The following is a 21,036-nucleotide window of genomic DNA, read 5'->3' as shown; positions in this document are numbered from 1 at the left end:
CCCCCCGGAGCAGCGGCCTTTGTCGTACTGGGACTATCGCGCCGGACGCTTAGCGCATCAGCACCAGTTCCTCCGCCATGGACGGGTGCAGTGCGACCGTCTGGTCGAAGGCGTCCTTGGTTAGGCCGGCTTTCACCGCGATCGCCGCCGCCTGCAGGATTTCGGGTGCATCGGGCCCGATCATGTGCAGCCCGAGCACCTTGCCCGTCTCGCTGTCGCAGACCATCTTGTAGAGCGCGCGCTCGTTGCGGCCGGCGAGTACGTTCTTCATCGGGCGGAAGTCCGACGTGTAGACCTTGCACGAGCCGAGCTTGTTCTTCGCCTCGCTCTCCGTCATGCCGACGCCGGCCATCGGCGGGTGGCTGAACACCGCGGACGGGATGTTGTGGTAATCCACGCGTGTCGGCTTGCCGCCGAACACGCTGTCGGCAAAGGCCTGCCCCTCGCGGATCGCGACGGGGGTTAGCTGCACGCGGTTGGTCACGTCGCCGACCGCGTAGATGCTGGGGCAGGTCGAGCGATTGTCGTCATCGACCATGATCGCGCCCTTCTGCAGCTCGACGCCGGCGCTTTCCAGCCCGAGATCGTCGGTGTTCGGCTCGCGTCCGGTGGCGAACATCACCGCGTCGACGGTCATCGGCTCGTGCCCCGACATGCTGACGGTCAGGCTGCCATCCTCGTTCTTCTCGATCCGCTCGAACGCGGCGTGGAAGCGGAATTCGATCCCCTTCATCAGCGAGATCTGCAGCAGGCGATCGCGGATCGATTCGTCATAGCCGCGCAGGATCACGTCGGTGCGGTTGATCAGCGTGACGTGCGCGCCGAGCTGGTGGAAGATGCCGGCGAATTCGTTGGCGATATAGCCTGCGCCAGCGATCAGCATGCGCTTGGGCACGGCATCCAGGTGGAACGCCTCGTTCGAGGTGATGCCATATTCGTGGCCGGGGCATTGCGGCACGGCCGGCTTCGCGCCTGTCGCGATCAGGATGTACTTCGCCGTTACCTCGCGGCCGCCGGCCAGGCGTACGCCGTGCGGGCCGGTGATCGTGGCGTGTTCGTGGATGATCTCCACGTCATGGCTTTCCAGCGTGCTGGTGTAGGCGCCGTTGATCCGATCGACTTCGGCCATCACGTTGTCGCGCAGCACCTTCCAGTCGAAATCGTAGGTATCCGGCACGTTCCACCCGAAACGCTTGGCGTCCTTCAGATCTTCGGCGAAGTGCGCGCCGTAGATCAGCAGCTTCTTGGGCACGCAGCCGCGGATCACGCAGGTGCCGCCGACGCGGTATTCCTCGGCGACGGCCACCTTGGCGCCATGCGCCGCCGACACGCGTGCGGCGCGGACGCCGCCCGAACCGGCACCGATGACGAACAGGTCGTAGTCGTAGTCGCTCATTACATGTTCCTAGTGCCGTCACCCCGACCAAGGTCAGGATCCATTGCACCCCACGGGCGATCGCCGATGAGGCACGCTGGATCCTGACGTTCGTCAGGATGACGGGTTGTGAAGACTGGTTGGCTCAGCCGAACGCGCGCTTGATCAGGTCGTCGGTCGAGGCATCGAAGCTCTGGCCGCCTTCGACTGCCGCCTTGGCCATTTCCTTGCCGAGCTCGACGCCGAACTGGTCGAAGGAATTGATCCCCAGCAGGACGCCGTTCACGAACACGCGGTGTTCGTAGAAGGCGATCAGGGCGCCGAGCGAGCGTGCATCGAGATCGTCGAGCAGGATCGTCGAGCTCGGCCGGTCGCCCGAATAGCTGCGGGCGGGATCGTCGGTCTGCTTGCCCTTCATCAAGGCGGCGCCTTGCGCGAAGGCGTTCATCAGCAGCTGCCGGTGATGATCCTCAGCCAGCGTATCGCCCGGTTCGATGCAGGCGACGAATTCGACCGGCACCAGGTGCGTGCCCTGGTGCAGCAGCTGAAACACCGCATGCTGCGCCTCGGTGCCGACTCCGCCCCAGGCGATCGCCGCGCTCGGCCGGCCGAGCGGCTCGCCGTCGGTGGTCACGCCCTTGCCGTTCGACTCCATCTCCAATTGCTGCAGATAGGGCGGCAACAGCTTAAGCCGCTGGTCATAGGCGAAGATCGCGCGCGTCTCGGCATGACGCACCTGCGTGTAGTACAGGTCGGCAAAGGCCGCGATCACCGGCGCGTTCTCGTGCAGCGCGGTCAGCCGGAAATGGCGGTCCATCTCGGCTGCACCTTCCAGCAATTCCTGGAAGCAGTCCCAGCCGAGTGCGAGCGCCGCCGGGAAGCCGATCGACGACCACAGCGAATAACGCCCGCCCACGCCTTCGTTGAACGGCAGGATGCGCGTCTCGTCCACGCCCCATTCCAGCGCCTTGTCCGGATCGGCGGTCAGCGCGACGACCTTGCCGTACACGTCCGACACGCCGTGCTCGGTCATCCATTGCAACACGCTCTGCGCATTGGTCATCGTCTCGGTGGTAGTGAAGGTCTTGGAGGCGATCACCAGCAACGTCGCCTCGGGATCGAAGCGGCGGAAGACGTCTTCAAGCGCCACGCCGTCGATATTGGCGACGATCGCGACATCATAGCGGTCGGCATCGCGGCCGAGCGCGTCGATCAGCAGATCGGGGCCAAGCGCCGATCCGCCGATGCCGACGTGCAGCACATGCCGGATCGGGCCCAGCGCCTCGGCCTCGATCGCGTCGATCAGCGCGCGCATCCGGGCATGCAGCGCGCGTGCTTTCGCCACGCTCTCCTCGGCACCTTCGCCACGTTCCGCGGTATGCTCGACCGCGCGGCCTTCGGTGACGTTGACCTTCTCGCCTGCGAACAGCGCCTCGCGCTTCGCGGCCAGCCCCTGACGCTGTGCCAGCGCCTCGAACGCCGCCATCGCATCCTTGGTCAGGTGCGTCTTGGACCAGTCGAAATGGATGCCGGCGACATCCAGCGAAAACGTTTCCAGTCGCTCCCCATCCTGGGCGAACAGGTCGGTCAGCTTCTTCTCGGGCAGCGCCTCGATCGCGGTCCAATCAGCAGTCGGCATGGGTCACCTCGTTAAAATCTGTCGCAGCGTAGATCGCCCTAAAGGCGCCTGGTTACAACCGCCAGCTTGACGCCTCGGTCGCATCGCCCCAAACCAAATTCGATGTCCGACACCAACACGCACCCCGGCAACGCTCCTGCGGATCCCGTGCACGCAAAGCCCAGATCCGAGACGCGTGAGACGCTCGCCTTCCTGCTGAAGCTGGCGATCGTGGTGCTGATCTTCCGCAGCTTCATCTTCTCGCCGTTCAGCATCCCCTCCGAATCGATGCTGCCGCGCCTGCTGATCGGGGATTACCTGTTCATCTCGAAGTGGAATTATGGCTATTCGCGCCATTCCCTGCCGTTCAGCGTGCCGCTGATCCCCGGCCGGATCCTCGCCCATCTGCCCGCGCGCGGCGACGTGGTGGTGTTCAAGGCGCCGCCGACCGACGCACAGGATTACATCAAGCGCGTGATCGGCCTGCCCGGCGACACGATCCAGATGAAGGCGGGCCAGGTGTTCCTGAACGGGGTCGCCATCCCCAAGGAACGCATCGCCGACTTCACCGTGCCGGTGTCCCCCAATTACAATTGCGAGGCGGCCTATCAGGACGTGAATGCCGCCGGCAAACCGATCTGCCGGTACCTGCGCTATCGCGAGACTCTGCCCGGCGGGGTGAGCTACGACGTGCTCGACCGCGGGCAGACCGTTGCCGACGATACCGGCGTGTTCGCGGTGCCGACCGGCCATGTCTTCATGATGGGCGACAATCGCGACGATAGCGCCGACAGCCGCTTCCCGCAGGCCAAGGGTCAGGGCATCGGCATGGTCCCGCTCGAGAATCTCGAGGGCAAAGCCGTGATCGGCTTCTTCTCGACCGACGGCAGTGCCTCCTGGCTGCTGCCCTGGACCTGGTTCACTGCCGCGCGGTGGAGCCGGATCGGGGAAGGCTTTTGAGTTCTCGCGTGGCGACTGCCGGGCTGGAGGACTGGATCGTGACGATCTTCGGGTATCGCCCCGACGATCTGGTGCCGTTCGAGCGCGCCCTGACGCATGGCAGCCAGGCGGCAGCGAACTACGAGCGGCTCGAGTTTCTGGGCGATCGCGTGCTCGGGCTGGTCACGGCGGAGTGGCTGTTCACCTTGTTCCCCAACGAGCCCGAAGGCGCCTTGTCCAAGCGGCTGAACGCGTTGGTGACGGGCGCGGTCTGTGCCGATGTCGCACGCGATCTGGGTGTGCCCGCGCATCTGAAGCTCGGCAAGCAGGCGCGCGACGACGGCGCGACCGATAGCGACAATGTGTTGGGCGATGTGATGGAAGCGCTGATCGGCGCGCTCTACCTGGACGGCGGGCTGGATGTGGCGCGTACCGCCATCCGGTCCGCCTGGGGCGACCGCGTGAAGCGGCAGAGCGCGGCGCCGCAGCATCCCAAATCGGCGTTGCAGGAATGGGCCGCGGCGCACAACCGCCGCACCCCGGCTTACGACATCGTCGATCGTTCCGGCCCTCATCACGCGCCGCGCTTCACCGTCAAGGCGTCGATCGGTTCGCTCGCGGAAGCCACGGCGGAGGGCAGTTCGAAACAGGAAGCGGAGACTGCGGCGGCCACGGCGTTGCTGGCGAAGCTGACGGGTTAGGGTTGGCGGATCGGGGGAGATTCATCCTCCTCTCCGTTCGTGTCGAGCGCAGTCGAGACGCCGGCGCTTGGGAAGGTGTCTCGACTTCGCTCGACACGAACGGGGTAAGGTGAAGTCGTCGTGCTCTAGGGTTGCCTGGTTGGGCTGGGGCGGTTTGCCACAAAGTCACCGTCATCACCCCGGATTTGTTCGGCGGTTGTACCCTTCGAACAAGTAATTCGCCGTCATCCCCGCGTAGGCGGGGATCCATATACTCGAACGTCTGCATTTCAGCCGCTAAGCCCGCCACTATGGATCCCCGCCTTCGCGGGGATGACGAACCATGTCTCAAAGGGATAGTTGCCGACTTGTTCCGGGGTCCACTGTGCAACATAGTCGTGGGCCGCCGATCTGCGGCCCGGTGACCCCCGGAACAAGTTCGGGGTGACGGGATAGGGGCGCTGCACCGGAACAGTACTCCCCTACCCGCTTAGCCCCAGCGGGCCAGCACCGTTGCCACGTCTGTTCCGCCTTCCCTGCTATGATCGACCCCTGCTGGCGTGCGCGAGAAGCGCGGTGCGGGTGCCGGCTGGGCTACCCCGCTTTGGGTGACGAACGTGCCCCGCGCGAAGTTGTGCGGATCGCCCAGCGCCTCGGCGAAGGACAGAACGGGCGTGACGCACGCATCCGTGTCCGCGAACAGCATTGCCCAATCGTCCCGGCTGCGCGCGGCGAACGTTGCGGCGAACAGCGCGCCCATCTCCGTCCAGCACGACCGATCATGCTGCACGAACCGATCCTGCGCGATGCCGAGCCCCGCCAGCAACGCGGCAAAGAATTGCGGCTCCAGCGCGCCGACCGCAAGGAACTTGCCGTCGGCGCAGGCATAGCAACGATAGAATGGCGCGTGCCCGTCGAGCAGGTTCGCCTCGCGTCGATCCTGCCAGAAGCCATCGGCCAGGAAGCCGTGGAACATCGCGCTCAGCACCGCGGTGCCGTCGGTCATCGCCGCATCCACCACCTGCCCCTGCCCCGTCGCCTTGGCGGAGAGCAAGGCCGCCAGCATGCCGGTCACCAGGAACATCGTCCCGCCGCCATAATCGCCGATCAGGTTGAGCGGCGGCGGCGGCGGCGCGTCCCGGCCGCCCATCGCATGGAGCGCGCCGGTGATGGCGATATAGTTGATGTCGTGCCCGGCGCGTTGTGCGCGTGGCCCGCTTTGCCCCCAGCCGGTCATCCGCCCATAAACCAGCCGCGGATTGCGCGCGAGGCAAGTGTCGGGCCCAAGCTTGAGACGCTCCATCACGCCGGGCCGCAGGCCTTCGATCAGGCCGTCGGCCTGCGCGATCAGGTCGAGTGCCGCTTCGCGTTCCGCCGGAATCTTCAGGTCCAGCGCAACATGCGATCGTCCGCGCTGCAGCACGCCGCCGCCGATCATGCGCCCGTCGCCGCGGCCGACGCGCACCACGTCGCAGCCGAGATCGGAGAGGATCATGCCCGCCAACGGCACGGGGCCGATCGCATCGAGTTCGACGATCCGGATACCGGCAAGCGGCCCCCGTGGCGTTCCGTCTCTTGCCGTCATGCCCTCTCCCCGTCGGTCGTCTTGCGCAAACCTGGGGCCATATTCCGCCACGCGGGCGCCCTGCGCAATCGCCTTTGGGCGTTTCCCCCCTTGAACATTCGCCGCTTTCAGGGATTGTCCCGCGCATGAAGCTGTTTGTCCGCGCCCCGCGCCTGTCGGAGGCACCCCCTGAGGGCCTGAGGCGCATGCGCATCATCGCCACCGGGCTGCTCGTGTTCATGGCAGCGACCTTCATTGCAACGCGTGCGCTGGACAATGGGCACCCCGCCTTCGGTTTCGTCCAGGCCTTTGCCGAGGCGGCGATGGTCGGCGGGCTGGCGGACTGGTTCGCGGTGACGGCGCTGTTCCGTCATCCCTTGGGCGTGCCGATCCCGCATACCGCGATCATCCCGCGCAACAAGGATCGCATCGGCGACACGCTCGCCATCTTCCTGCGCGACAATTTCCTCACCCCCGTCGTCATTTCGCGGCGGATGCGGCGGATGGACGTGGCGAGCATCGCCGGCGAGTGGCTGGCCAATCCGGGCACGTCGAGCAAGCGGCTGACGCGCGGCTGCTCGCGGTTGGCGATCGAGATCCTGCAGGCGCTCGACCAGGAGCGGCTGGGCGGCATGGTTCGCGGCGCGATGGTGCAGCAGGTGCGCAACCTGCAACTGGCGCCGTTGCTCGGCCAGGCGCTGGGCGCGGCGATGGCCGACGACCGGCACCTGCCGATCCTCAACGGCATCGTCCGCGCCGCCGGGCAGATCCTGGAGACCAACGAGCATCTAGTCCGTGCGATGGTGCACGAACGCGCGGGCGCGGTGATGCGCTGGACTGGCTTGGACGAGACGCTGTCGAACAAGATCATCGACGGGCTGAAGAAACTCGTGCGCGACATGGCCGAGGATCCCGACCACCCGTTGCGCGGCAAGGCGGAAGAAGCGCTCGCCACGCTCGCCCACGACCTGCAGCACGCGCCGGAGATGGCCGCGCGGGTCGATGCGCTGAAGCTGGCGATGCTGGAGAATCCGGCGATGCAGGGCTGGATCAACGGCCTGTGGGAACAGGCGCGGACCGCGATGCTGCGCGTCGCGCAGAATCCCGAGAAGCTGTTGGCGGGCAAGTTCGGCGACGCGCTGAAGCAATTGGGCGAAACGCTGCAGCGCGATTCGCGACTGCGCGCGACGATCAACCGCTTCGTGCGCCGCGCGGTGGTCGGCACGGCGGCGGATTATGGCGACGGGATCGTGCGGCTGGTGTCGGAGACCGTGCGCGGCTGGGATGCCGAGACGATCACCGGACGGCTGGAAAATGCGGTCGGCAAGGACCTGCAATACATCCGGGTCAACGGCACGCTGGTGGGCGGGCTGGTCGGGCTGGTGATCCACACCATCGATACGTGGCTTTGAGGCGTCAGTTCTCCCAGTCGAGGATCGTCCAGCCCTTCAGGGCAGCCAGAGCGCGCAGCGGCGGGTGCGGGTTGACGGCAAACGGCTCGTCCGCCCAGGCGAGCGTCGGGGCATCCGACACATGATCCGAATAGAAGCGGACATGCGCCTGTTCCCGCGCGATCCCCTGCTCCGCCATCCAGGCCTCGATCATCGCCAGCTTGGCCGGGCCGTAGCAATTCTCGCCGTCGATGCCGGCACGCACGCCGCCGTCGCGCCCTGCGCGCGACTGGGTGGCAATCACCGCGTCGAAGCCCAGTCGGCCGGCGATCGCGCTGACATAAAAGCGGTACGAGGCCGTGGCCATGACCAGCCGGTACCCTGCCGCACGATCCGCCACGATCCGCGCCTGCGCACCCTCGAACAGCACGACGTGCTCGGCGAAGCGCTCGGCAGCGGCGGCAATGGCGGCGGCGCTCATCGTTCGGCCAAGCAGCAGGTTCTGCGTCACCACCTTCAGGCGCCCGCGGCTGATCAGCTTCGTGCCGTAAGCAGCGGTCGCCAGGCCGACCAGCGGCAGCAACGCCAGCCGCCACGGCGCCTGGCGCCCCGCCGACCTGATGACGAAACCGGTCCAGGTCGCCTGGACCGTGATCGTCTTGTCCATGTCGTAGATTGCCAACTTGATCGGCGGGGTAACGTCGTCCATCGCTTCGCCTTACGACGCAACCCGCTTGCCGATCCAGCGCGATTGCAGCATTGGTCGAATCGATGAGCCAGGCCGCCGCCTTTTCCCCCGACAAAACCGGCGACGGCAATGTCATCCGCTTCACCGGCAGCCTGACGCTGCCGCGCATCGGCGATCTTGCCGAACGCCTGCGCGCCTATGACGGGCCGGTCGGGCGAATCGACCTTGCCGGGATCGAGCGGATCGATACCGTCGGCGCGTGGATCGTGCAGCGCTTCGCCGCCGCGAACAATGCCGAGATCGAAGGGTTGGACGAAGACGGGCAGCACCTGCTCACCCAGGTCAAGAATGCCGACCAGGTGGTGGAGATGCGCCCGGCGCATGTCGGCGGTTTCTCGCGGGTGGTCGGCGAGATCGGCGATGCAACCATGGTCGCGCTGCACACGATGTACGGCCTGCTCGGCTTTCTGGGTGCGACCGTGCTGGCGTTCGGCACGCTGATCCGTCATCCGAGCCGCTTCCGCTTCAATGCCACGATCATGCGGTTCGAGGTCGTCGGCGTCTCGGCACTCGGCATCATCGGCCTGATGAGCTTCCTGATCGGCATCGTCATCGCGCAGCAAGGCGCGGTGCAGTTGCGCCAGTTTGGCGCCGAAGTGTTTACGATCAACCTGGTCGGCCGCCTCACCCTGCGCGAACTGGGCGTGCTGATGACCGCGATCATGGTCGCGGGGCGCTCGGGCTCCGCCTTTGCGGCGCAGATCGGCACGATGAAGCTGACCGAAGAGGTCGATGCGATGCGCACGATCGGCGTCTCGCCGATGGAAGCGCTCGTTGTGCCGCGTACGCTGGCGGTGGTGCTGATGATGCCGCTGCTGGCCTTCTATTCCTCGCTGATCGCGATTTGCGGTGGTGCCTTCCTTGCTTGGATCTCGCTCGATATTCCGTTGGTGACCTTCATCCAACGCATCCGCGAAGTCGTGCCGATCACCGATCTGTTCGTCTGCCTGGTCAAGGCGCCGGTGTTCGGGGCGATCATCGCCATTGCCGGCTGCTTCCAGGGCATGATGGTCGAATCGGATTCGGAGCAGGTCGGCATTCGCACCACGGCGGCGGTGGTGCAGGCGATCTTCCTGGTCATCGTGCTCGACGCCTTCTTTGCCGTGTTCTTCACCTGGGTGGGATGGATCTGATGGATCGCAAAAGCGAAAACATCATCACCGTCCGCGGGCTGAAGACCGGTTTCGGCGAGCAGATCGTGCATGACGGGCTCGATCTCGACGTGAAGCGCGGCGAGATCTTTGGCGTGGTCGGCGGTTCGGGCACCGGCAAGTCGGTGCTGATGCGCTCGATCATCGGGCTGCAGACACCGATCGCCGGCGACATCACCGTCTTCGGCGAGGACACGATCGGGCGCGAAGAGACCGACGCGATCGACGTGCGCAAGCGCTGGGGCGTGTTGTTCCAGGGCGGTGCCTTGTTCTCGACGCTGACCGTCGCCGAGAACGTGCAGGTGCCGCTCCGCGAATTCTATCCGGAACTCGATCCGGCGCTGCTCGACGAAATCGCCTCCTACAAGGTGGTGATGTCCGGTCTTCCCGCCGATGCCGGCCCCAAATTCCCGTCCGAACTGTCGGGCGGCATGAAGAAGCGCGCCGGGCTCGCCCGCGCGCTGGCGATGGACCCGGACCTGCTGTTCCTCGACGAACCCACGGCTGGGCTCGATCCGATCGGCGCCGCGGCGTTCGACGAGCTGACCAAGGCGCTGCAGAAGACGCTGGGGCTGACCGTCTTCCTGATCACGCACGATCTGGATACACTCTATGCGATCTGCGACCGGGTCGCGGTGCTCGCCGACAAGAAGGTGATTGCGGTGGGCACGATCCCGGAACTGCTGGCCACGGATCATCCGTGGATCCAGGATTATTTCAATGGCCCGCGCGGCCGCGCGGCCACGGCGTCGATCGAGCGCTATGAAGAACGTACGCACGCGCGGGAAGAAACGAGGGCTGAAGGCTGATGGAAACCCGTTCGAACCATGTCCTGGTCGGTGCCGTGGTACTGATCCTGCTCGCCGTGCTGGCGCTGTTCACGGTGTGGATCGCGCGCCTTAATGGCACGTCGGAGAAGGAATATGACATCTTCTTCAAGCAATCGGTCGACGGCCTCAACAAGGGCTCGCAGGTCGCCTATTCGGGCGTGCCACTGGGCCAGGTGAAGGAGATCGCGCTGTGGAAGAAGGATCCGCAGTTCGTCCGCGTGCGCATCACCGTCAAGGACGAGACGCCGGTGCTAGAAGGCACCACGGCAACCGTCCAGGGCAGCTTCACCGGTACCAGCACGGTCCAGTTGGACGGCGCGCAAAAGGGCGCGGCACCGATCGTCTGCCCCGACCAGAATGCACAGAATCGCTGCCCGTTCGGCGTGCCCGTGATCCCGACCAAGCCTGGCGGCCTGGGCGCCCTGCTCAGTTCCGCGCCGCAATTGCTCGAGCGCATCTCGACTCTGACGGAACGGCTGAGCGACCTGCTGTCGGATCGTAACCAGAATTCGATCGCCGGCATCCTCGCCAATACCAACCGGCTGACCAATGCGCTGGCCGACCGCGGCCCCGAGATCGCGGCGACGCTCGCCGAAACGCGGGTCGCGATCCAGAAGGCGGGCATCGCCTCCGAACAGATTGGTCAGCTGGCTGGCACGACCAACCTGCTGATCGCCGAGGACATCCGCCCCGCCGCCGCCAAGCTCACCCGCGCGGTGGATGCGGCGCAAAGCAGCATGGAGGCGTTCAATGGCGCCATCGGTGACGCGCGGCCAGGCCTGCAGGCGTTCAGCAAGCAGACGGTGCCTGAGGTTGGGCAGTTGGTGCACGATCTCCGCGTGATGTCGGCGGCGCTCACCTCGGTCGCCGAGAAGATCGATCAGGGTGGGGCGGGCGCGTTGGTCGGATCGCCGAAGCTTCCCGACTATAAAGGCAAGAAATGAGGCGCCCGCAGATGAAGAAATTCGCCCTGATCGCATTCCTGCCGCTTGCGGGCTGCATCAGCTTCGGCGCGGAACCCCCGCCCTCGCTGCTGACGCTGACTGCCGCACAGGCCCTGCCCGCGGGTGAGACGCAGAGCTCCGCCCGCACCGCGACGATCACCATCGCCGTGCCCGCCGTACCGCAAGCGCTCGCCACGACGCGCGTGCCGGTGCAATCGAGCGACACCGACGTCGCCTATATTGCCAAGGCGCAGTGGGTGGAGCAGCCCGCCCGCCTATTCGCTCGCCTGATGTCCGACACGGTCGCCGCGCGCACCGGCCGGGTCGTGCTCAGCACGGCGCAGTCGTTGTCAGATCCCGGTGCACGGCTGAGTGGTGAATTGCGCAATTTCGGTGTCGATGCGACGCGTAGCGAAGCGGTCGTCACGTTCGAGGGCTCGCTGATCCGCGTCAATGGCACGATCGTCGAAAAGCGCCGCTTCGAGGCGCGCGTGCCGCTGGCGACGATCGAGCCGAATGCCGCCGGCATCGCGATCAACCAGGCGGCTAACCAGGTGGCGGTCGAAGTGGCGGACTGGGTGGGCCGCTAGAGTGCGCTGACCTTACGTCCCGCCGTTCGTGTCGAGCGGATGGTGGGATGATGCCAACGTCGTCAGATGTCTCGGCGCGGTGACTTCGGATTGGCTCATCCCCTTCCGTTCGTGTCGTGCGAAGTCGAGACACCTGCGCTAGGGAAGGTGTCTCGACTTCGCTCGACACGAACGGGTGAAATCGGGTGAATTGCACCGTCTTTGCCGTCTAAGGGCGCGTGGCTACCCGGCGGGTGGCCAAGGGCACGTCACAGACCGTCAAGCCGGTAGGCACGGTCGGCGGTGCCGGATTGGCCTTTGAAGCGATCAGTGCGGCGAAACGCGATGTATCCGCCGCGCGATATTCGAAACGTGGACGCTCGCCGCTGGGCATATCGCTCGCCAGCCTTGCCGAGACGATCGCCGTTCGCTCGGCTTCGGTCGCGTACATGCCGAGCGGCGCGTCGCTGCGCGGCATAGCGGAGAGATACTGCATCCCCTCGATGATCCGCCCGACCACGGTATAATTGCGGTCGAGCCGCCGCGCCGACTGTCCGATCGGGGTGAACAGTTCCGCGCCGCTGCCCGTGCTCGGCAAGGCATCCCGCGCCACGCCGACCATGCCGTAGCAATGCGTCAGCCACGCCGCCTTGCCGTCTCCCGCGATCGGCCAGCCATCGGCGGTGATGCCGGCGCGGAGCGCGTAGCCGTCCGGGCGCGGCAGCATCTGCGCCGGCGCGAAACCACCGATCTCGAACTCGGCCGGCGGCACGTCGACCACACCCGATGGCAGCGGCTTCCGTTCGGTGGCATCGCCCCATTGCGCCACCCAATTCTCCTGCACCCGGTACACGCTCGCCGCATCCCACCAATGCGCCCGGGCCAGCGTGCGGATATTGGCCACATGCGCCGGCGCAAAGCGGGCCGCCAGCCGGATCACCACCGCCCGATTGCCGCTCAGCGTCATGACCAACAATTCGTCGTCGGGGATCGCTCGCCAATCACCGGCGACGGCGTCGGAGGGCAAAGGTGCGGCAGGCTGCGCGGCCGGCGCTGCCTGTATGGCGAGCAAGGCGAGGAGAAGAGCGATCATGGCAGCGATGTGCCACAGTCGCGCGGCGGCGTGCAAATCCTTCCCCGCTTGCGCAAGGGCCCGACACCCTCTAGGCAGCCGCTTCCGTCCAGGACATGCGGAGCGGTGGCCGAGTGGTCGAAGGCGCTCGCCTGGAAAGTGAGTATACGTCAAAAGCGTATCGTGGGTTCGAATCCCACCCGCTCCGCCAATATACCATGCGCCACAGTTCCCACACGTGCACCAACCCTTGCAAAACTGCCGTTTTTGGCCTTTGATGTGAGGGACGGTGTTCACATCTGTTCTCACGCGTTCACCGATCGACATGGTACATCGCATGGTATGCGATCGCAAAAACATGGTATCGGAGACGGACGTGCTGACCGACGCGCAATGCAAGGCCGCCAAGCCCAGGGAGGCTGCATACAAGCTGGTCGATTCTGCCCAGCTGTTCCTCCACGTCACGCCCGCTGGCGGGCGCCACTGGCGGATGAATTACACCTTCGGGAAGAACGCGGCCGGCAAGCCTGCGCAGAAGACGCTGACGTTCGGCCCCTACCCCGCCCTGACGCTGCTCGCCGCCCGGGCGAAGCGAGATGAGGCCAAGGCGATGATCCGCGACGGCCGCGATCCCGCCGTCGAGAAGAAGATCACCGCAAAGACGCGCGCGATCGAGGGTGGCAACACGTTCGAAATCATCGCGCGCCGGTGGTTCGAGCTCCGCTCACCAACCTGGTCGACGGTACACGCCGCGGACGTGCTGCGCAGCCTGGAGACGGATGTCTTCTCTTCGATCGGTGATCTGCCGCTGGGCAAGATCGAGTCTCCCAAGGTGCTTGAGCTGCTGAATGCGATCGAGCAGCGCGGCGCGATCGAAACCGCGCACCGTGTTCGCCAGCGGATCTCCGACATCTTCGTCTATGCGATCTCGATCGGCGTGGCGAAGACCGACCCGGCCGCCAGTCTCGGCAAGGCGCTGCGCAAGAAGCCTCGTGCGAAGAAGCAGCCGTCGGTGATCGACCGCATCCGTGACTACGACGACCAGGTAAAGGCCGTGCAGACCATGCTGGCGAACTGTGAGGCCGAGCGCTGCCGGGCCGCAACCAAGTTCGCGCTCCGATTGCTGGCGCTTACCGCTGTGCGTCCCAACGAGATCCAGAACGCAGCATGGGTTGAGCTGGAAGGCCTGGACGGGCCTGAGCCGGTCTGGCGCATCCCTGCGACCCGTATGAAGGGCAATCAGGACAAGAAGGCCGAGGAGGACGGTGATCACGTCGTGCCGCTCTCCACGCATGCCGTGGAGGTCATTCAGGCGCTGCGGCCGCTCACGGGTAGCTTCAAGCTGATGTTCCCGAGCGAGCGGCATGTGCACCGCCCGATCTCCGAGAACACGCTACGCGCGTTGTTGATCCGCGCCGGCTACTATCAGCGCCACGTGCCGCACGGCTTTCGCGCTGCCTTCTCGACGATCATGAACCAGCATCCCGATCGGGAGGAAGGTGACCGGGCCGTGATCGATCTAATGTTGGCGCACGTTCCCGGCAACAAGGTGGAGGGAGCCTACAACCGCGCTGCCTACATGCCGCGCCGCCGGGAGATCGCCCAGGCTTGGGGTGACCTCGTTGCTGCCGATCTGCCGGATCCGGTGACGCACATCGGGCAGCCGATCCGGTGGGCGGACACGTCACCGAAGGGGCCGAGGAACGAAATCGAGACGACGGCCTAGCGGGCGCGCCGTAGCGCATATTATTTAAGGTACGCTGCTACCGCGACTGGCGCGTTAACCGGAGGCGGTGCATTACGACATGGTGGCTGGCCTGAATCCAGAGATCCTGACCTGGGCACGAGAGACTGCCGGTCTCGACTTGGAGACGGCTGCCCGCAAAATCGGCCTCAATGCCGCCCGGGGGGTGAGTGGTGCGGACCGCCTAGCAGCGCTTGAGGCTGGAGATGGCACGCCCACAATGGCTCAATTGCGGAATATGAGCCAGAACTACCATCGACCGCTGCTTACATTCTACATGACGAAGGTGCCTGTTCCGGCAGAGCTCGGCCAGGATTTCCGTAGTCTGCCGGACCAAGGCGATCCATCGAATGTGCTGCTTGCGACATTGCTTCGAGACGTGAAGGCAAGGCAGTCCCTCGTACGTGACGCGCTAGAAGATGACGAAGATGTTTCTGAGGTAGCTTTAGTGGGGTCTCAGGCCGGCGTTCGCGATGCAGCTAGACTGTCCAACGCGCTCGTTGAGGCCATTGGCTTTAGCCGCGCTGAATTTCGAGCTAGAGCGTCGGCGGAAGAAGCGTTTGGCTATTTGCGCGCGCTGGCCGAGGCCAGGGGCGTGTTCGTGCTGCTTGCGGGGGATTGCGGCCATTGGTCGACCGCAATCGATGTTGGGATCTTCCGGGGTTTTGCCATTGCGGACGAGGTGGCTCCCTTTATCGTAGTCAACGATCAGGACGCGAAAGCAGCTTGGTCTTTCACCTTGTTGCATGAATTGGCCCACCTGTTGATTGGGGAAAGCGGAGTGAGCGGGGGGCCGCCTCAAGGTGACGTTGAGCAGCTCTGCAACGACACAGCAGCCGCATCCCTGATCACTCAGGCTGAAGTTGCTTCTGTGCCTCTTGTCGGGGGAGCGCGGGACGTCATCCAGATCGACGCGCTCGCGCAACGCGCTCGAGTTAGTCGTTCGATGATCGCGTACCAGCTATTTCGCGCTGGACGATTGACCCGCGGAAGATGGGAAGAACTACGGGACCAGTTTCGCACCGAATGGCTCGCCTTGAAGGCCCGGACTAAGGAGAAGAACCGCGGTAGTACCGGCGGCCCTGACTGGTATGTAGTCCGCCGTCATCGTCTTGGTGCCGCTCTCTTGTCTATCGCCCGGCAGGGTATGGCGGACGGCTCGCTGACGCCGACACGTGCCGCGCGGATGTTGGGTGTCAAGCCGATGGCTGTATATCCCCTGCTGGCTGAGCCCCGGCGAGCGACGGCCTGATGCTGTACCTCTTGGACGCCAACGCGTTGATCAACGCGCACAATGGCTGGTATGCGCTAAATCGGGTTCCCGAATTTTGGCGCTGGTTGCTCCATCACGCGGAGGCGGGCACGGTTATGATGCCCGCCGAGACCTATGGTGAAGTTGAGACTGGCAATGATGATTTGGCCGGCTGGATGAAGCAGGCCGACACCAAGAGGCTACTTCGTTTGACCGAAGAGGCGGACCCAGCCAAGGTTCAGGCGGTGCTGACGAAGTACGGTGACAACCTCACTGAGGACGAGCTGATCACAATCGGACAAGACCCGTTTCTTATAGCCGCCGTCTTTGGCCATGCCGATCGGATCGTTGTCACAGGCGAAGTCTCTCGGTCCAGCAAGACGCGCGCAAAACGAAAAGTGCCAGACATTTGCAACGACCTTGGTGTGCCGTGGAGATCGCCGGTCGAACTAATACGAGAGCTGGACTTTACCACAGGTTGGGATCAGCCCTGACGAGCCACCGCACGGCTCCTCACGCCGCCGGGCGCGCCGCCAATAAGTCATCTCGCCACGTCTTCACCTCGCGCTCGCTCCACCTAGTCGAGCAGCCGCCCGGCTTGCACGGCACAGGGAACGTCCCCTCCCTCACCTTCCGGTAGATCATCGTCTTTCCGATTCCCGCGAGCTGGATCACGGCATCAATCGGCAGCAGGCGATCGTCCAGACCATAGTCGACCTCGCGCTTGGCAATGCGATCAGCCGCGCGGCCAACAGGCACAACGCGGCGCTTCCTGGTGGCCGTCATCGACACTCCCCCATCTTGTACCGACGCCAGTAGCTGTCCCACTTCGTCGCTGCGCCGGCTGCGATCGCAGCGCACGACAGGCTCCGGCCATCCGGCAGCGTGCAGCGCGCCACCACACGGGCGTACGACTTGCCGACAGGCTGGCAGCTAAGCGTCTTCCGAAGCACAAGCCGTTCGACGATCGCGCGGCTACGCTCGGCCTGCGCATCGGAACAGACATAGGCTGCCTTTCCGCGGCGGCAGGGCTCGGCGCTCTCGAAGTCAGGCGCCTGTATGCCGGCAACGCGGACCTTCACCCCATTGGCGCACCAGAGAGGACCGTCACCGTCGTGAACTTGCGTGACGAGGCAGAGGAATGCGGCGGCGATCATCAAATTCTATCTCCAACGGGGAGTGCCCGGGCAAGTTGCAGCCAGCCAATCGGCTCATAGCTTGCAACCCTCGGGCGAAGAGCGCACCATCGCCCCGGGAAATCTGGCGGGACCATCGTCATGAGCAACGCATCCTGGGACAAGAGCGCACGCCTCTTTCGTTTTGACGGCCCGCCCGGGAGCGGGCTGCCCCAGCAGCGACAGGAACCCATCATAGTTTCGACCTTGGGCAACGTGCTGAGGGTTCTGCTCGCAACTTCGAAGGACGATTGGTGGCGGTTTGCCATTGCCGTAGATGACGAGCCCGACATCTCTGACGCAGCGTTGCGCGAGATGCTCTCTCGCGATGACATCCCCGCTGCGGACTTCGGCGAACGCTGACGTACCTCTACTGCACTCCGTTCATCTTGCCACACGTCCGCAAACGCGCACTCGGGTGCCTCGCCAAGATCATCGGCGCTGATGTCGTGCTCTGGCTCAGCGTCGGGATCGCCGTCGAGCTCGTCGAGCAGATCGATCAGCGCCTCTACTGCCCGCTCGATCGTTGCCCGGGCCGGTGTCCCCTGCCCCGTCATCGCGGTGGCTCCCCAACGATCCGGTACAAGCGGATGTTGTTCGCACCGGTCGGCGCCTGGTTGCGCCACCACGCGTCGGGGTACGATCCGGCATAGTCTGACAGGTGGTCGCCGATCACCTCGCCGCTGGCGAGCATCACCTCCACCAGCATCTTCGGAGAAAAGGGGAACGGGCTCGGTACGTGCCTGATCCAGCCGTCGGCGCGAATGCGGACGCGGGGCTTGATGCGGCGAGCTGTCAGCCCTTGGCGGGTCGCGCCGGACATAAGGTGCCGCCCAACCCGGTGCACCCAAGCCACCACCGGGCGCAGCGCTGATCCCACTGCGCCACGCCCTGGCGCTGTTGGATACAAGCCGGTCAGCATATCGGCGGCTCCCCGCGTAAATGGTTGAACTCGCCGCACCAGGACTTCTCATGCGTCACCGGGAAGGCGCTGGCGGCGTAGATGGTCAGCGGCTCGATCGCTTCGTCCAGCTCCACCTGCATGCCGAACGATGGCACGATCATGGAGCGAGAGAGCACGGTCTCGATGATGAGCGGCGGGCGGCGTCGGCAGTCGCCAACCCGACGCTGGCTGTCGAGCAGACCAGCGTCGGTGTAGCGATCCCAAAACCGGCAATCCGCGCAGGTTTCAGGGGCGGGCATCAGGCGCCCTGCTCTGCGAGGTTCAGGCCGGCGATGCGTGCGAGGTCTTCAATCGCAGCCCAGAGCATCTGATGAGACATGTCGCCCATGCGCAGGCCCTCCACGAACTCCGGTGAGGACGGATTGAGCAGCGCCAGATCACCGTACGAGCTTTCCACCGCATGCTGGAAGCCGATCCGCAGCTTCGCCACAACACCTTCGATGGTTTTGCATCGAGCGTCATAGATGACCTTCTCGAGAGCATCGACACGCGCATCAGCCTTGTCATCCTCGATCCGCGGATCTTCGACCGCCGGGCGCGTCTGGTAGTCGATCATCTCGCGCCGCAACCCAGCGAATGCCTTGTTCAGCGCCTCGTCACCGATCGGATGCGAGCCCAACCGTCCGAACCGGCGCGCATCGTGCATCATGTGCTGGGCGACTTCGCCGGCGCGACCGAGATCATGATCGTCGTTTTCTACAAAGAGCTTCATCTTTACGCCCAGCTCAGTGGCGCTAGGCGCGGGGCAGCGATAAAGCTCTAGCCGTGCATCGTAGCATTCGCGCCAGTTGGCATCGCTGATCGCTTCGATCTCATCATAGGAGACGTCGTCGAGCTCTTTCCTCGCGGCAGGATCGCGAGAGAAGTCGTATCTAGTAGGCCACTTGTCTCGAACGAGGTTAAAGGCGGCGTCAGCTGGCGTCAGCACTTCGGCGTAATACGTCTGCGCCTTACGAAGGGCCTCTTGATACCGAGCATAGCCCTTCTGCCACCGGATCAGCGGCCCGCGCATCCAAGGGTTGTGCTCGATGGCAGTGTCCAGCAGCGCCCTGGCGTCGGCATCGATCGCCTCAACCAACGGCGTGTTGTCGGCCGTGTTGAGGTGGAATTCGTCTGCAGCCAATGCGCGGATCTTGTACGCCAGCCCTATAGCCGTGAATGCAGGTGTTAGAGCAAGAGCGTCAGTGGCTGCCGATACGGCACCTACCAGCTCGTCGAACTTGGCGTATTGCTGCCTATAATAAGCATTCAGCGCGGAAGTATCGTGCCCTGCGTCAGCTACCGACTTTAGCATGCCGTCTAGAGGCGTGAGGACATTTTCGTTGAACTCGTCACGGGCCTGGATCGCGTCTTCGAGCGCCTCGCATGCCTTGTCCCACGCTAGCAGTTCGCCGCCGGGCGCCTGCGCTAGATCGTCCAGCGTCGCGCCCTGCGTTTCCTGCGGCAGCTGCGCGGTGGCGGCGGCGACTGCAGCGACCGAGGGGCCCGCGATATAGGCAATCCTGACGTTAAGCTTGGGCGCCGGCGCAATCGGGAACAAGCGAGGCGTAATATCTGCGAACTGAGTAGCCATGACGTATCTCCCACGAGGTGACGCAGGAGTGCGGCGGAGGCTGCTATATGCGAGCGCGCTTTACGGACCTGCGGACAACGTCTTCGGCCCGGAGGCGATCAGCTGACCCACGGATTGATACGGGGTGTATCGGAGCGCGTCAATACAATCTGTATCGCTAAAGAGTTTGGCTTATCCACACGACCTTGCCCACTACCTGGAGGTGAGCCAGATCGTTTGCGCTTTCGACGATGCCTCCCTCCGTGTCGGGGATCAAAAGCGTATCGCCAGCTGTGGTGCGCTGCGCAATTTGCAAGAAAGGACTGTCCTGATCACGAAAGAGATAGAGGTGAGGCTGACGGCCAACCTGGTCAACCGAGCTATCGATCAGGAGCAAATTCCCAATCTCTAGCCGTGAATGAGGAAATCGGCGGCCAACTCGGTATGCAAAGATAAAGCCATCAGCAATGTTTTCGGTCATTACGGAAAGTTCTGAGGGATTGATAAAATGCATCGGCGGCAACCCATCTCCGCCCACGATCCACTCAAAATCATCGACATAAACGTTTAGCTCCGGAAACATGACGAGACCGAGCTTAGAATACATCTGGTTTATCAGCTCGTATAGCTCGCTGCCTTCCCCCAACCTTTGCGCATACACCTCAGTGTAAAAGCGGGCGACAGGAACCCGGTTGTTATCGCGCCTTCCGACCAAAGCTAGAAGCCAACTAGCAGAGACGCGATATGCGGCGGCGTATTGCATTGCTTGCTCTGCACCGAACGCACGCGTGCCGTTCTCATGGTGCCGATAGGCCGCTTCGCCCCATTTAAAATGACGAGCGGCGGCTGCAGCAGAGGCAAATCCGGCTTTTGAACGTGCGGAGCGCAATCGCTCGGCTGCGGTACTATCGTTTTCCTGTTCCATCTTACAGCCCCTTATCAACTCGTCGATACAATTGGTATTGCGAATTTCCGATACGCAACGTATCAGGTGAGGATGGCAACCCAGTCAGACATATTCTCCGCGTTTGCATCCGCCGAAGCCTTGGGAAGAGCGATCGGCGTTCCCGGGGTGACAGTCCGCCAATGGCGAAATCGCGGCGGCAATATCCCAACCAAGTACTGGTCCGCGATCCGTGACGCCGCTGAGAAGCAGGGCCATGTCCTGTCGTTCGAGGCTTTCTTGCCTCTCGATGCGCTCCGTCCGTGAGCAGCCCTGCCTCAATCATTGCACGCGACCGAGCGTCGCAGCACGTTCACTACCAGTTCCATGAACTCCAGGGACTCGCCCCAGAGCTGCATCTGGTTGAGATCGTCCAGCCGGCTCAGGAATCGGTGGATCACCGACGGCGGCAGTTCCGCGTCGCCCATAGCGTCCACAATCGCCGCCAGCAGGTTCGCCAATGCGCAGGCCGTCAGCCGGTTCTGCTCTCGAGCATGTTTGTCTTTTGCCATGACACGGCTTCTG

At 64.3% G+C, this 21,036-nt stretch carries 24 protein-coding genes and 1 tRNA gene; 13 read left to right on the top strand and 12 right to left on the bottom strand.

Features of this window, described 5'->3' with window-relative positions:
* Positions 1-49: 49 nt before the first annotated feature.
* Together gorA and pgi are read right to left on the bottom strand one after the other, a co-directional pair.
* Positions 50-1,396, bottom strand: coding sequence for a glutathione-disulfide reductase (gorA, locus tag NV382_RS16775; protein ID WP_260597859.1), 1,347 nt, complete (start codon positions 1,394-1,396; stop codon positions 50-52).
* Positions 1,397-1,520: 124 nt separating this feature from the next.
* Positions 1,521-3,014 carry a glucose-6-phosphate isomerase gene (gene pgi, locus NV382_RS16770; protein WP_260597857.1) on the bottom strand — a complete coding sequence of 498 codons (1,494 nt, stop codon included), beginning with the start codon at positions 3,012-3,014 and terminating at the stop codon, positions 1,521-1,523.
* A gap of 102 nt (positions 3,015-3,116) precedes the next feature.
* Between pgi and lepB the strand changes: the two genes are divergently transcribed.
* Positions 3,117-3,953: a signal peptidase I gene (gene lepB / locus NV382_RS16765; RefSeq protein WP_260597856.1), complete on the top strand. Its 837-nt coding sequence runs from the start codon at positions 3,117-3,119 to the stop codon at positions 3,951-3,953.
* An 8-nt stretch (positions 3,954-3,961) separates the two neighbouring features.
* Complete coding sequence (rnc, locus tag NV382_RS16760; RefSeq protein ID WP_260597854.1) at positions 3,962-4,633, top strand: ribonuclease III; 672 nt, start codon at positions 3,962-3,964, stop codon at positions 4,631-4,633.
* A gap of 469 nt (positions 4,634-5,102) precedes the next feature.
* Here the strand turns inward: rnc and NV382_RS16755 are convergent, their stop codons facing one another.
* Positions 5,103-6,197 (bottom strand): CaiB/BaiF CoA transferase family protein, encoded by a 1,095-nt coding sequence (locus NV382_RS16755; RefSeq protein WP_260597853.1) that lies wholly within the window; start codon positions 6,195-6,197, stop codon positions 5,103-5,105.
* Between the two features lie 125 nt (positions 6,198-6,322).
* Here NV382_RS16755 and NV382_RS16750 point away from each other — a divergent pair, with 125 nt between their 5' ends.
* Positions 6,323-7,588 (top strand): DUF445 domain-containing protein, encoded by a 1,266-nt coding sequence (locus NV382_RS16750; protein ID WP_260597852.1) that lies wholly within the window; start codon positions 6,323-6,325, stop codon positions 7,586-7,588.
* A gap of 4 nt (positions 7,589-7,592) precedes the next feature.
* On the opposite strand, the gene NV382_RS16745 is transcribed toward NV382_RS16750, so the two are convergent.
* A complete protein-coding gene (locus NV382_RS16745) occupies positions 7,593-8,276 on the bottom strand; it encodes an HAD family hydrolase (protein WP_260597851.1) in 684 nt (227 codons plus the stop codon).
* 62 nt (positions 8,277-8,338) lie between these two features.
* On the opposite strand from NV382_RS16745, the gene NV382_RS16740 reads away from it, so the two are divergent.
* The 4 genes from NV382_RS16740 to NV382_RS16725 are packed head-to-tail and all read left to right on the top strand — an operon-like array spanning position 8,339 to position 11,830.
* Positions 8,339-9,448, top strand: a complete 1,110-nt coding sequence (locus NV382_RS16740; RefSeq protein WP_260597850.1) for an ABC transporter permease — start codon at positions 8,339-8,341, stop codon at positions 9,446-9,448.
* Entirely contained in the window at positions 9,448-10,275 is an 828-nt protein-coding gene (locus tag NV382_RS16735) for an ABC transporter ATP-binding protein (RefSeq protein WP_260597849.1), read from the top strand. Before NV382_RS16740 ends, NV382_RS16735 begins: the two co-directional genes overlap by 1 nt.
* Positions 10,275-11,240 (top strand): MlaD family protein, encoded by a 966-nt coding sequence (locus NV382_RS16730; RefSeq protein WP_260597848.1) that lies wholly within the window; start codon positions 10,275-10,277, stop codon positions 11,238-11,240. Before NV382_RS16735 ends, NV382_RS16730 begins: the two co-directional genes overlap by 1 nt.
* Positions 11,241-11,251: 11 nt before the next feature.
* Positions 11,252-11,830, top strand: a complete 579-nt coding sequence (locus NV382_RS16725; RefSeq protein WP_260597847.1) for an ABC-type transport auxiliary lipoprotein family protein — start codon at positions 11,252-11,254, stop codon at positions 11,828-11,830.
* A 208-nt stretch (positions 11,831-12,038) separates the two neighbouring features.
* On the opposite strand, the gene NV382_RS16720 is transcribed toward NV382_RS16725, so the two are convergent.
* Complete coding sequence (locus NV382_RS16720; protein ID WP_260597845.1) at positions 12,039-12,902, bottom strand: peptidylprolyl isomerase; 864 nt, start codon at positions 12,900-12,902, stop codon at positions 12,039-12,041.
* A gap of 99 nt (positions 12,903-13,001) precedes the next feature.
* On the opposite strand from NV382_RS16720, the gene NV382_RS16715 reads away from it, so the two are divergent.
* From NV382_RS16715 to NV382_RS16700, 4 genes are all read left to right on the top strand, one after another.
* Positions 13,002-13,092, top strand: a tRNA-Ser gene (locus NV382_RS16715).
* A gap of 165 nt (positions 13,093-13,257) precedes the next feature.
* Entirely contained in the window at positions 13,258-14,607 is a 1,350-nt protein-coding gene (locus NV382_RS16710) for a tyrosine-type recombinase/integrase (protein WP_260597844.1), read from the top strand.
* Positions 14,608-14,686: 79 nt separating this feature from the next.
* Complete coding sequence (locus tag NV382_RS16705) at positions 14,687-15,877, top strand: ImmA/IrrE family metallo-endopeptidase (RefSeq protein WP_260597843.1); 1,191 nt, start codon at positions 14,687-14,689, stop codon at positions 15,875-15,877.
* Positions 15,877-16,371: a DUF4411 family protein gene (locus NV382_RS16700; RefSeq protein WP_260597842.1), complete on the top strand. Its 495-nt coding sequence runs from the start codon at positions 15,877-15,879 to the stop codon at positions 16,369-16,371. Before NV382_RS16705 ends, NV382_RS16700 begins: the two co-directional genes overlap by 1 nt.
* 19 nt (positions 16,372-16,390) lie before the next feature.
* Here NV382_RS16700 and NV382_RS16695 read toward each other — a convergent pair whose 3' ends face one another.
* Positions 16,391-16,663 carry a helix-turn-helix transcriptional regulator gene (locus tag NV382_RS16695; protein WP_260600456.1) on the bottom strand — a complete coding sequence of 91 codons (273 nt, stop codon included), beginning with the start codon at positions 16,661-16,663 and terminating at the stop codon, positions 16,391-16,393.
* Positions 16,660-17,034: a thermonuclease family protein gene (locus tag NV382_RS16690; RefSeq protein ID WP_260600455.1), complete on the bottom strand. Its 375-nt coding sequence runs from the start codon at positions 17,032-17,034 to the stop codon at positions 16,660-16,662. The genes NV382_RS16695 and NV382_RS16690 overlap by 4 nt, the downstream gene beginning before the upstream one ends.
* A gap of 120 nt (positions 17,035-17,154) precedes the next feature.
* On the opposite strand from NV382_RS16690, the gene NV382_RS16685 reads away from it, so the two are divergent.
* Entirely contained in the window at positions 17,155-17,415 is a 261-nt protein-coding gene (locus NV382_RS16685; RefSeq protein WP_260597841.1) for a hypothetical protein, read from the top strand.
* A gap of 190 nt (positions 17,416-17,605) precedes the next feature.
* Here the strand turns inward: NV382_RS16685 and NV382_RS16680 are convergent, their stop codons facing one another.
* From NV382_RS16680 to NV382_RS16665, 4 genes are all read right to left on the bottom strand, one after another.
* Positions 17,606-17,875, bottom strand: coding sequence for a hypothetical protein (locus tag NV382_RS16680; RefSeq protein WP_260597840.1), 270 nt, complete (start codon positions 17,873-17,875; stop codon positions 17,606-17,608).
* 92 nt (positions 17,876-17,967) lie between these two features.
* Complete coding sequence (locus NV382_RS16675; protein ID WP_260597839.1) at positions 17,968-18,255, bottom strand: hypothetical protein; 288 nt, start codon at positions 18,253-18,255, stop codon at positions 17,968-17,970.
* Positions 18,255-19,589, bottom strand: a complete 1,335-nt coding sequence (locus NV382_RS16670; RefSeq protein ID WP_260597838.1) for a hypothetical protein — start codon at positions 19,587-19,589, stop codon at positions 18,255-18,257. Before NV382_RS16670 ends, NV382_RS16675 begins: the two co-directional genes overlap by 1 nt.
* 157 nt (positions 19,590-19,746) lie before the next feature.
* Positions 19,747-20,493, bottom strand: a complete 747-nt coding sequence (locus NV382_RS16665) for a hypothetical protein (protein ID WP_260597837.1) — start codon at positions 20,491-20,493, stop codon at positions 19,747-19,749.
* 72 nt (positions 20,494-20,565) lie between these two features.
* Between NV382_RS16665 and NV382_RS19735 the strand changes: the two genes are divergently transcribed.
* Entirely contained in the window at positions 20,566-20,778 is a 213-nt protein-coding gene (locus tag NV382_RS19735; protein WP_418066704.1) for a carph-isopro domain-containing protein, read from the top strand.
* An 11-nt stretch (positions 20,779-20,789) separates the two neighbouring features.
* Here NV382_RS19735 and NV382_RS16660 read toward each other — a convergent pair whose 3' ends face one another.
* Positions 20,790-21,023 carry a hypothetical protein gene (locus NV382_RS16660; protein WP_260597836.1) on the bottom strand — a complete coding sequence of 78 codons (234 nt, stop codon included), beginning with the start codon at positions 21,021-21,023 and terminating at the stop codon, positions 20,790-20,792.
* Positions 21,024-21,036 lie beyond the last annotated feature (13 nt).

The sequence above is a fragment of the Sphingomonas endolithica genome, assembly GCF_025231525.1.
GTDB classification, from domain to species: Bacteria; Pseudomonadota; Alphaproteobacteria; order Sphingomonadales; family Sphingomonadaceae; genus Sphingomonas; species Sphingomonas endolithica.
This window is presented reverse-complemented; position numbering and strand designations above follow the sequence as displayed.

Coding starts and splice junctions, on each gene's coding strand:
- gorA (WP_260597859.1), bottom strand. CDS start 1,396: ATGAGCGACTACGACTACGACCTGTTCGTCATCGGTGCCGGTTCGGGC.
- pgi (WP_260597857.1), bottom strand. CDS start 3,014: ATGCCGACTGCTGATTGGACCGCGATCGAGGCGCTGCCCGAGAAGAAG.
- lepB (WP_260597856.1), top strand. CDS start 3,117: ATGTCCGACACCAACACGCACCCCGGCAACGCTCCTGCGGATCCCGTG.
- NV382_RS16755 (WP_260597853.1), bottom strand. CDS start 6,197: ATGACGGCAAGAGACGGAACGCCACGGGGGCCGCTTGCCGGTATCCGG.
- NV382_RS16750 (WP_260597852.1), top strand. CDS start 6,323: ATGAAGCTGTTTGTCCGCGCCCCGCGCCTGTCGGAGGCACCCCCTGAG.
- NV382_RS16745 (WP_260597851.1), bottom strand. CDS start 8,276: ATGGACGACGTTACCCCGCCGATCAAGTTGGCAATCTACGACATGGAC.
- NV382_RS16740 (WP_260597850.1), top strand. CDS start 8,339: ATGAGCCAGGCCGCCGCCTTTTCCCCCGACAAAACCGGCGACGGCAAT.
- NV382_RS16735 (WP_260597849.1), top strand. CDS start 9,448: ATGGATCGCAAAAGCGAAAACATCATCACCGTCCGCGGGCTGAAGACC.
- NV382_RS16730 (WP_260597848.1), top strand. CDS start 10,275: ATGGAAACCCGTTCGAACCATGTCCTGGTCGGTGCCGTGGTACTGATC.
- NV382_RS16725 (WP_260597847.1), top strand. CDS start 11,252: ATGAAGAAATTCGCCCTGATCGCATTCCTGCCGCTTGCGGGCTGCATC.
- NV382_RS16720 (WP_260597845.1), bottom strand. CDS start 12,902: ATGATCGCTCTTCTCCTCGCCTTGCTCGCCATACAGGCAGCGCCGGCC.
- NV382_RS16705 (WP_260597843.1), top strand. CDS start 14,687: ATGGTGGCTGGCCTGAATCCAGAGATCCTGACCTGGGCACGAGAGACT.
- NV382_RS16700 (WP_260597842.1), top strand. CDS start 15,877: ATGCTGTACCTCTTGGACGCCAACGCGTTGATCAACGCGCACAATGGC.
- NV382_RS16695 (WP_260600456.1), bottom strand. CDS start 16,663: ATGACGGCCACCAGGAAGCGCCGCGTTGTGCCTGTTGGCCGCGCGGCT.
- NV382_RS16690 (WP_260600455.1), bottom strand. CDS start 17,034: ATGATCGCCGCCGCATTCCTCTGCCTCGTCACGCAAGTTCACGACGGT.
- NV382_RS16685 (WP_260597841.1), top strand. CDS start 17,155: ATGAGCAACGCATCCTGGGACAAGAGCGCACGCCTCTTTCGTTTTGAC.
- NV382_RS16680 (WP_260597840.1), bottom strand. CDS start 17,875: ATGTCCGGCGCGACCCGCCAAGGGCTGACAGCTCGCCGCATCAAGCCC.
- NV382_RS16675 (WP_260597839.1), bottom strand. CDS start 18,255: ATGCCCGCCCCTGAAACCTGCGCGGATTGCCGGTTTTGGGATCGCTAC.
- NV382_RS16670 (WP_260597838.1), bottom strand. CDS start 19,589: ATGGCTACTCAGTTCGCAGATATTACGCCTCGCTTGTTCCCGATTGCG.
- NV382_RS16665 (WP_260597837.1), bottom strand. CDS start 20,493: ATGGAACAGGAAAACGATAGTACCGCAGCCGAGCGATTGCGCTCCGCA.
- NV382_RS19735 (WP_418066704.1), top strand. CDS start 20,566: ATGGCAACCCAGTCAGACATATTCTCCGCGTTTGCATCCGCCGAAGCC.
- NV382_RS16660 (WP_260597836.1), bottom strand. CDS start 21,023: ATGGCAAAAGACAAACATGCTCGAGAGCAGAACCGGCTGACGGCCTGC.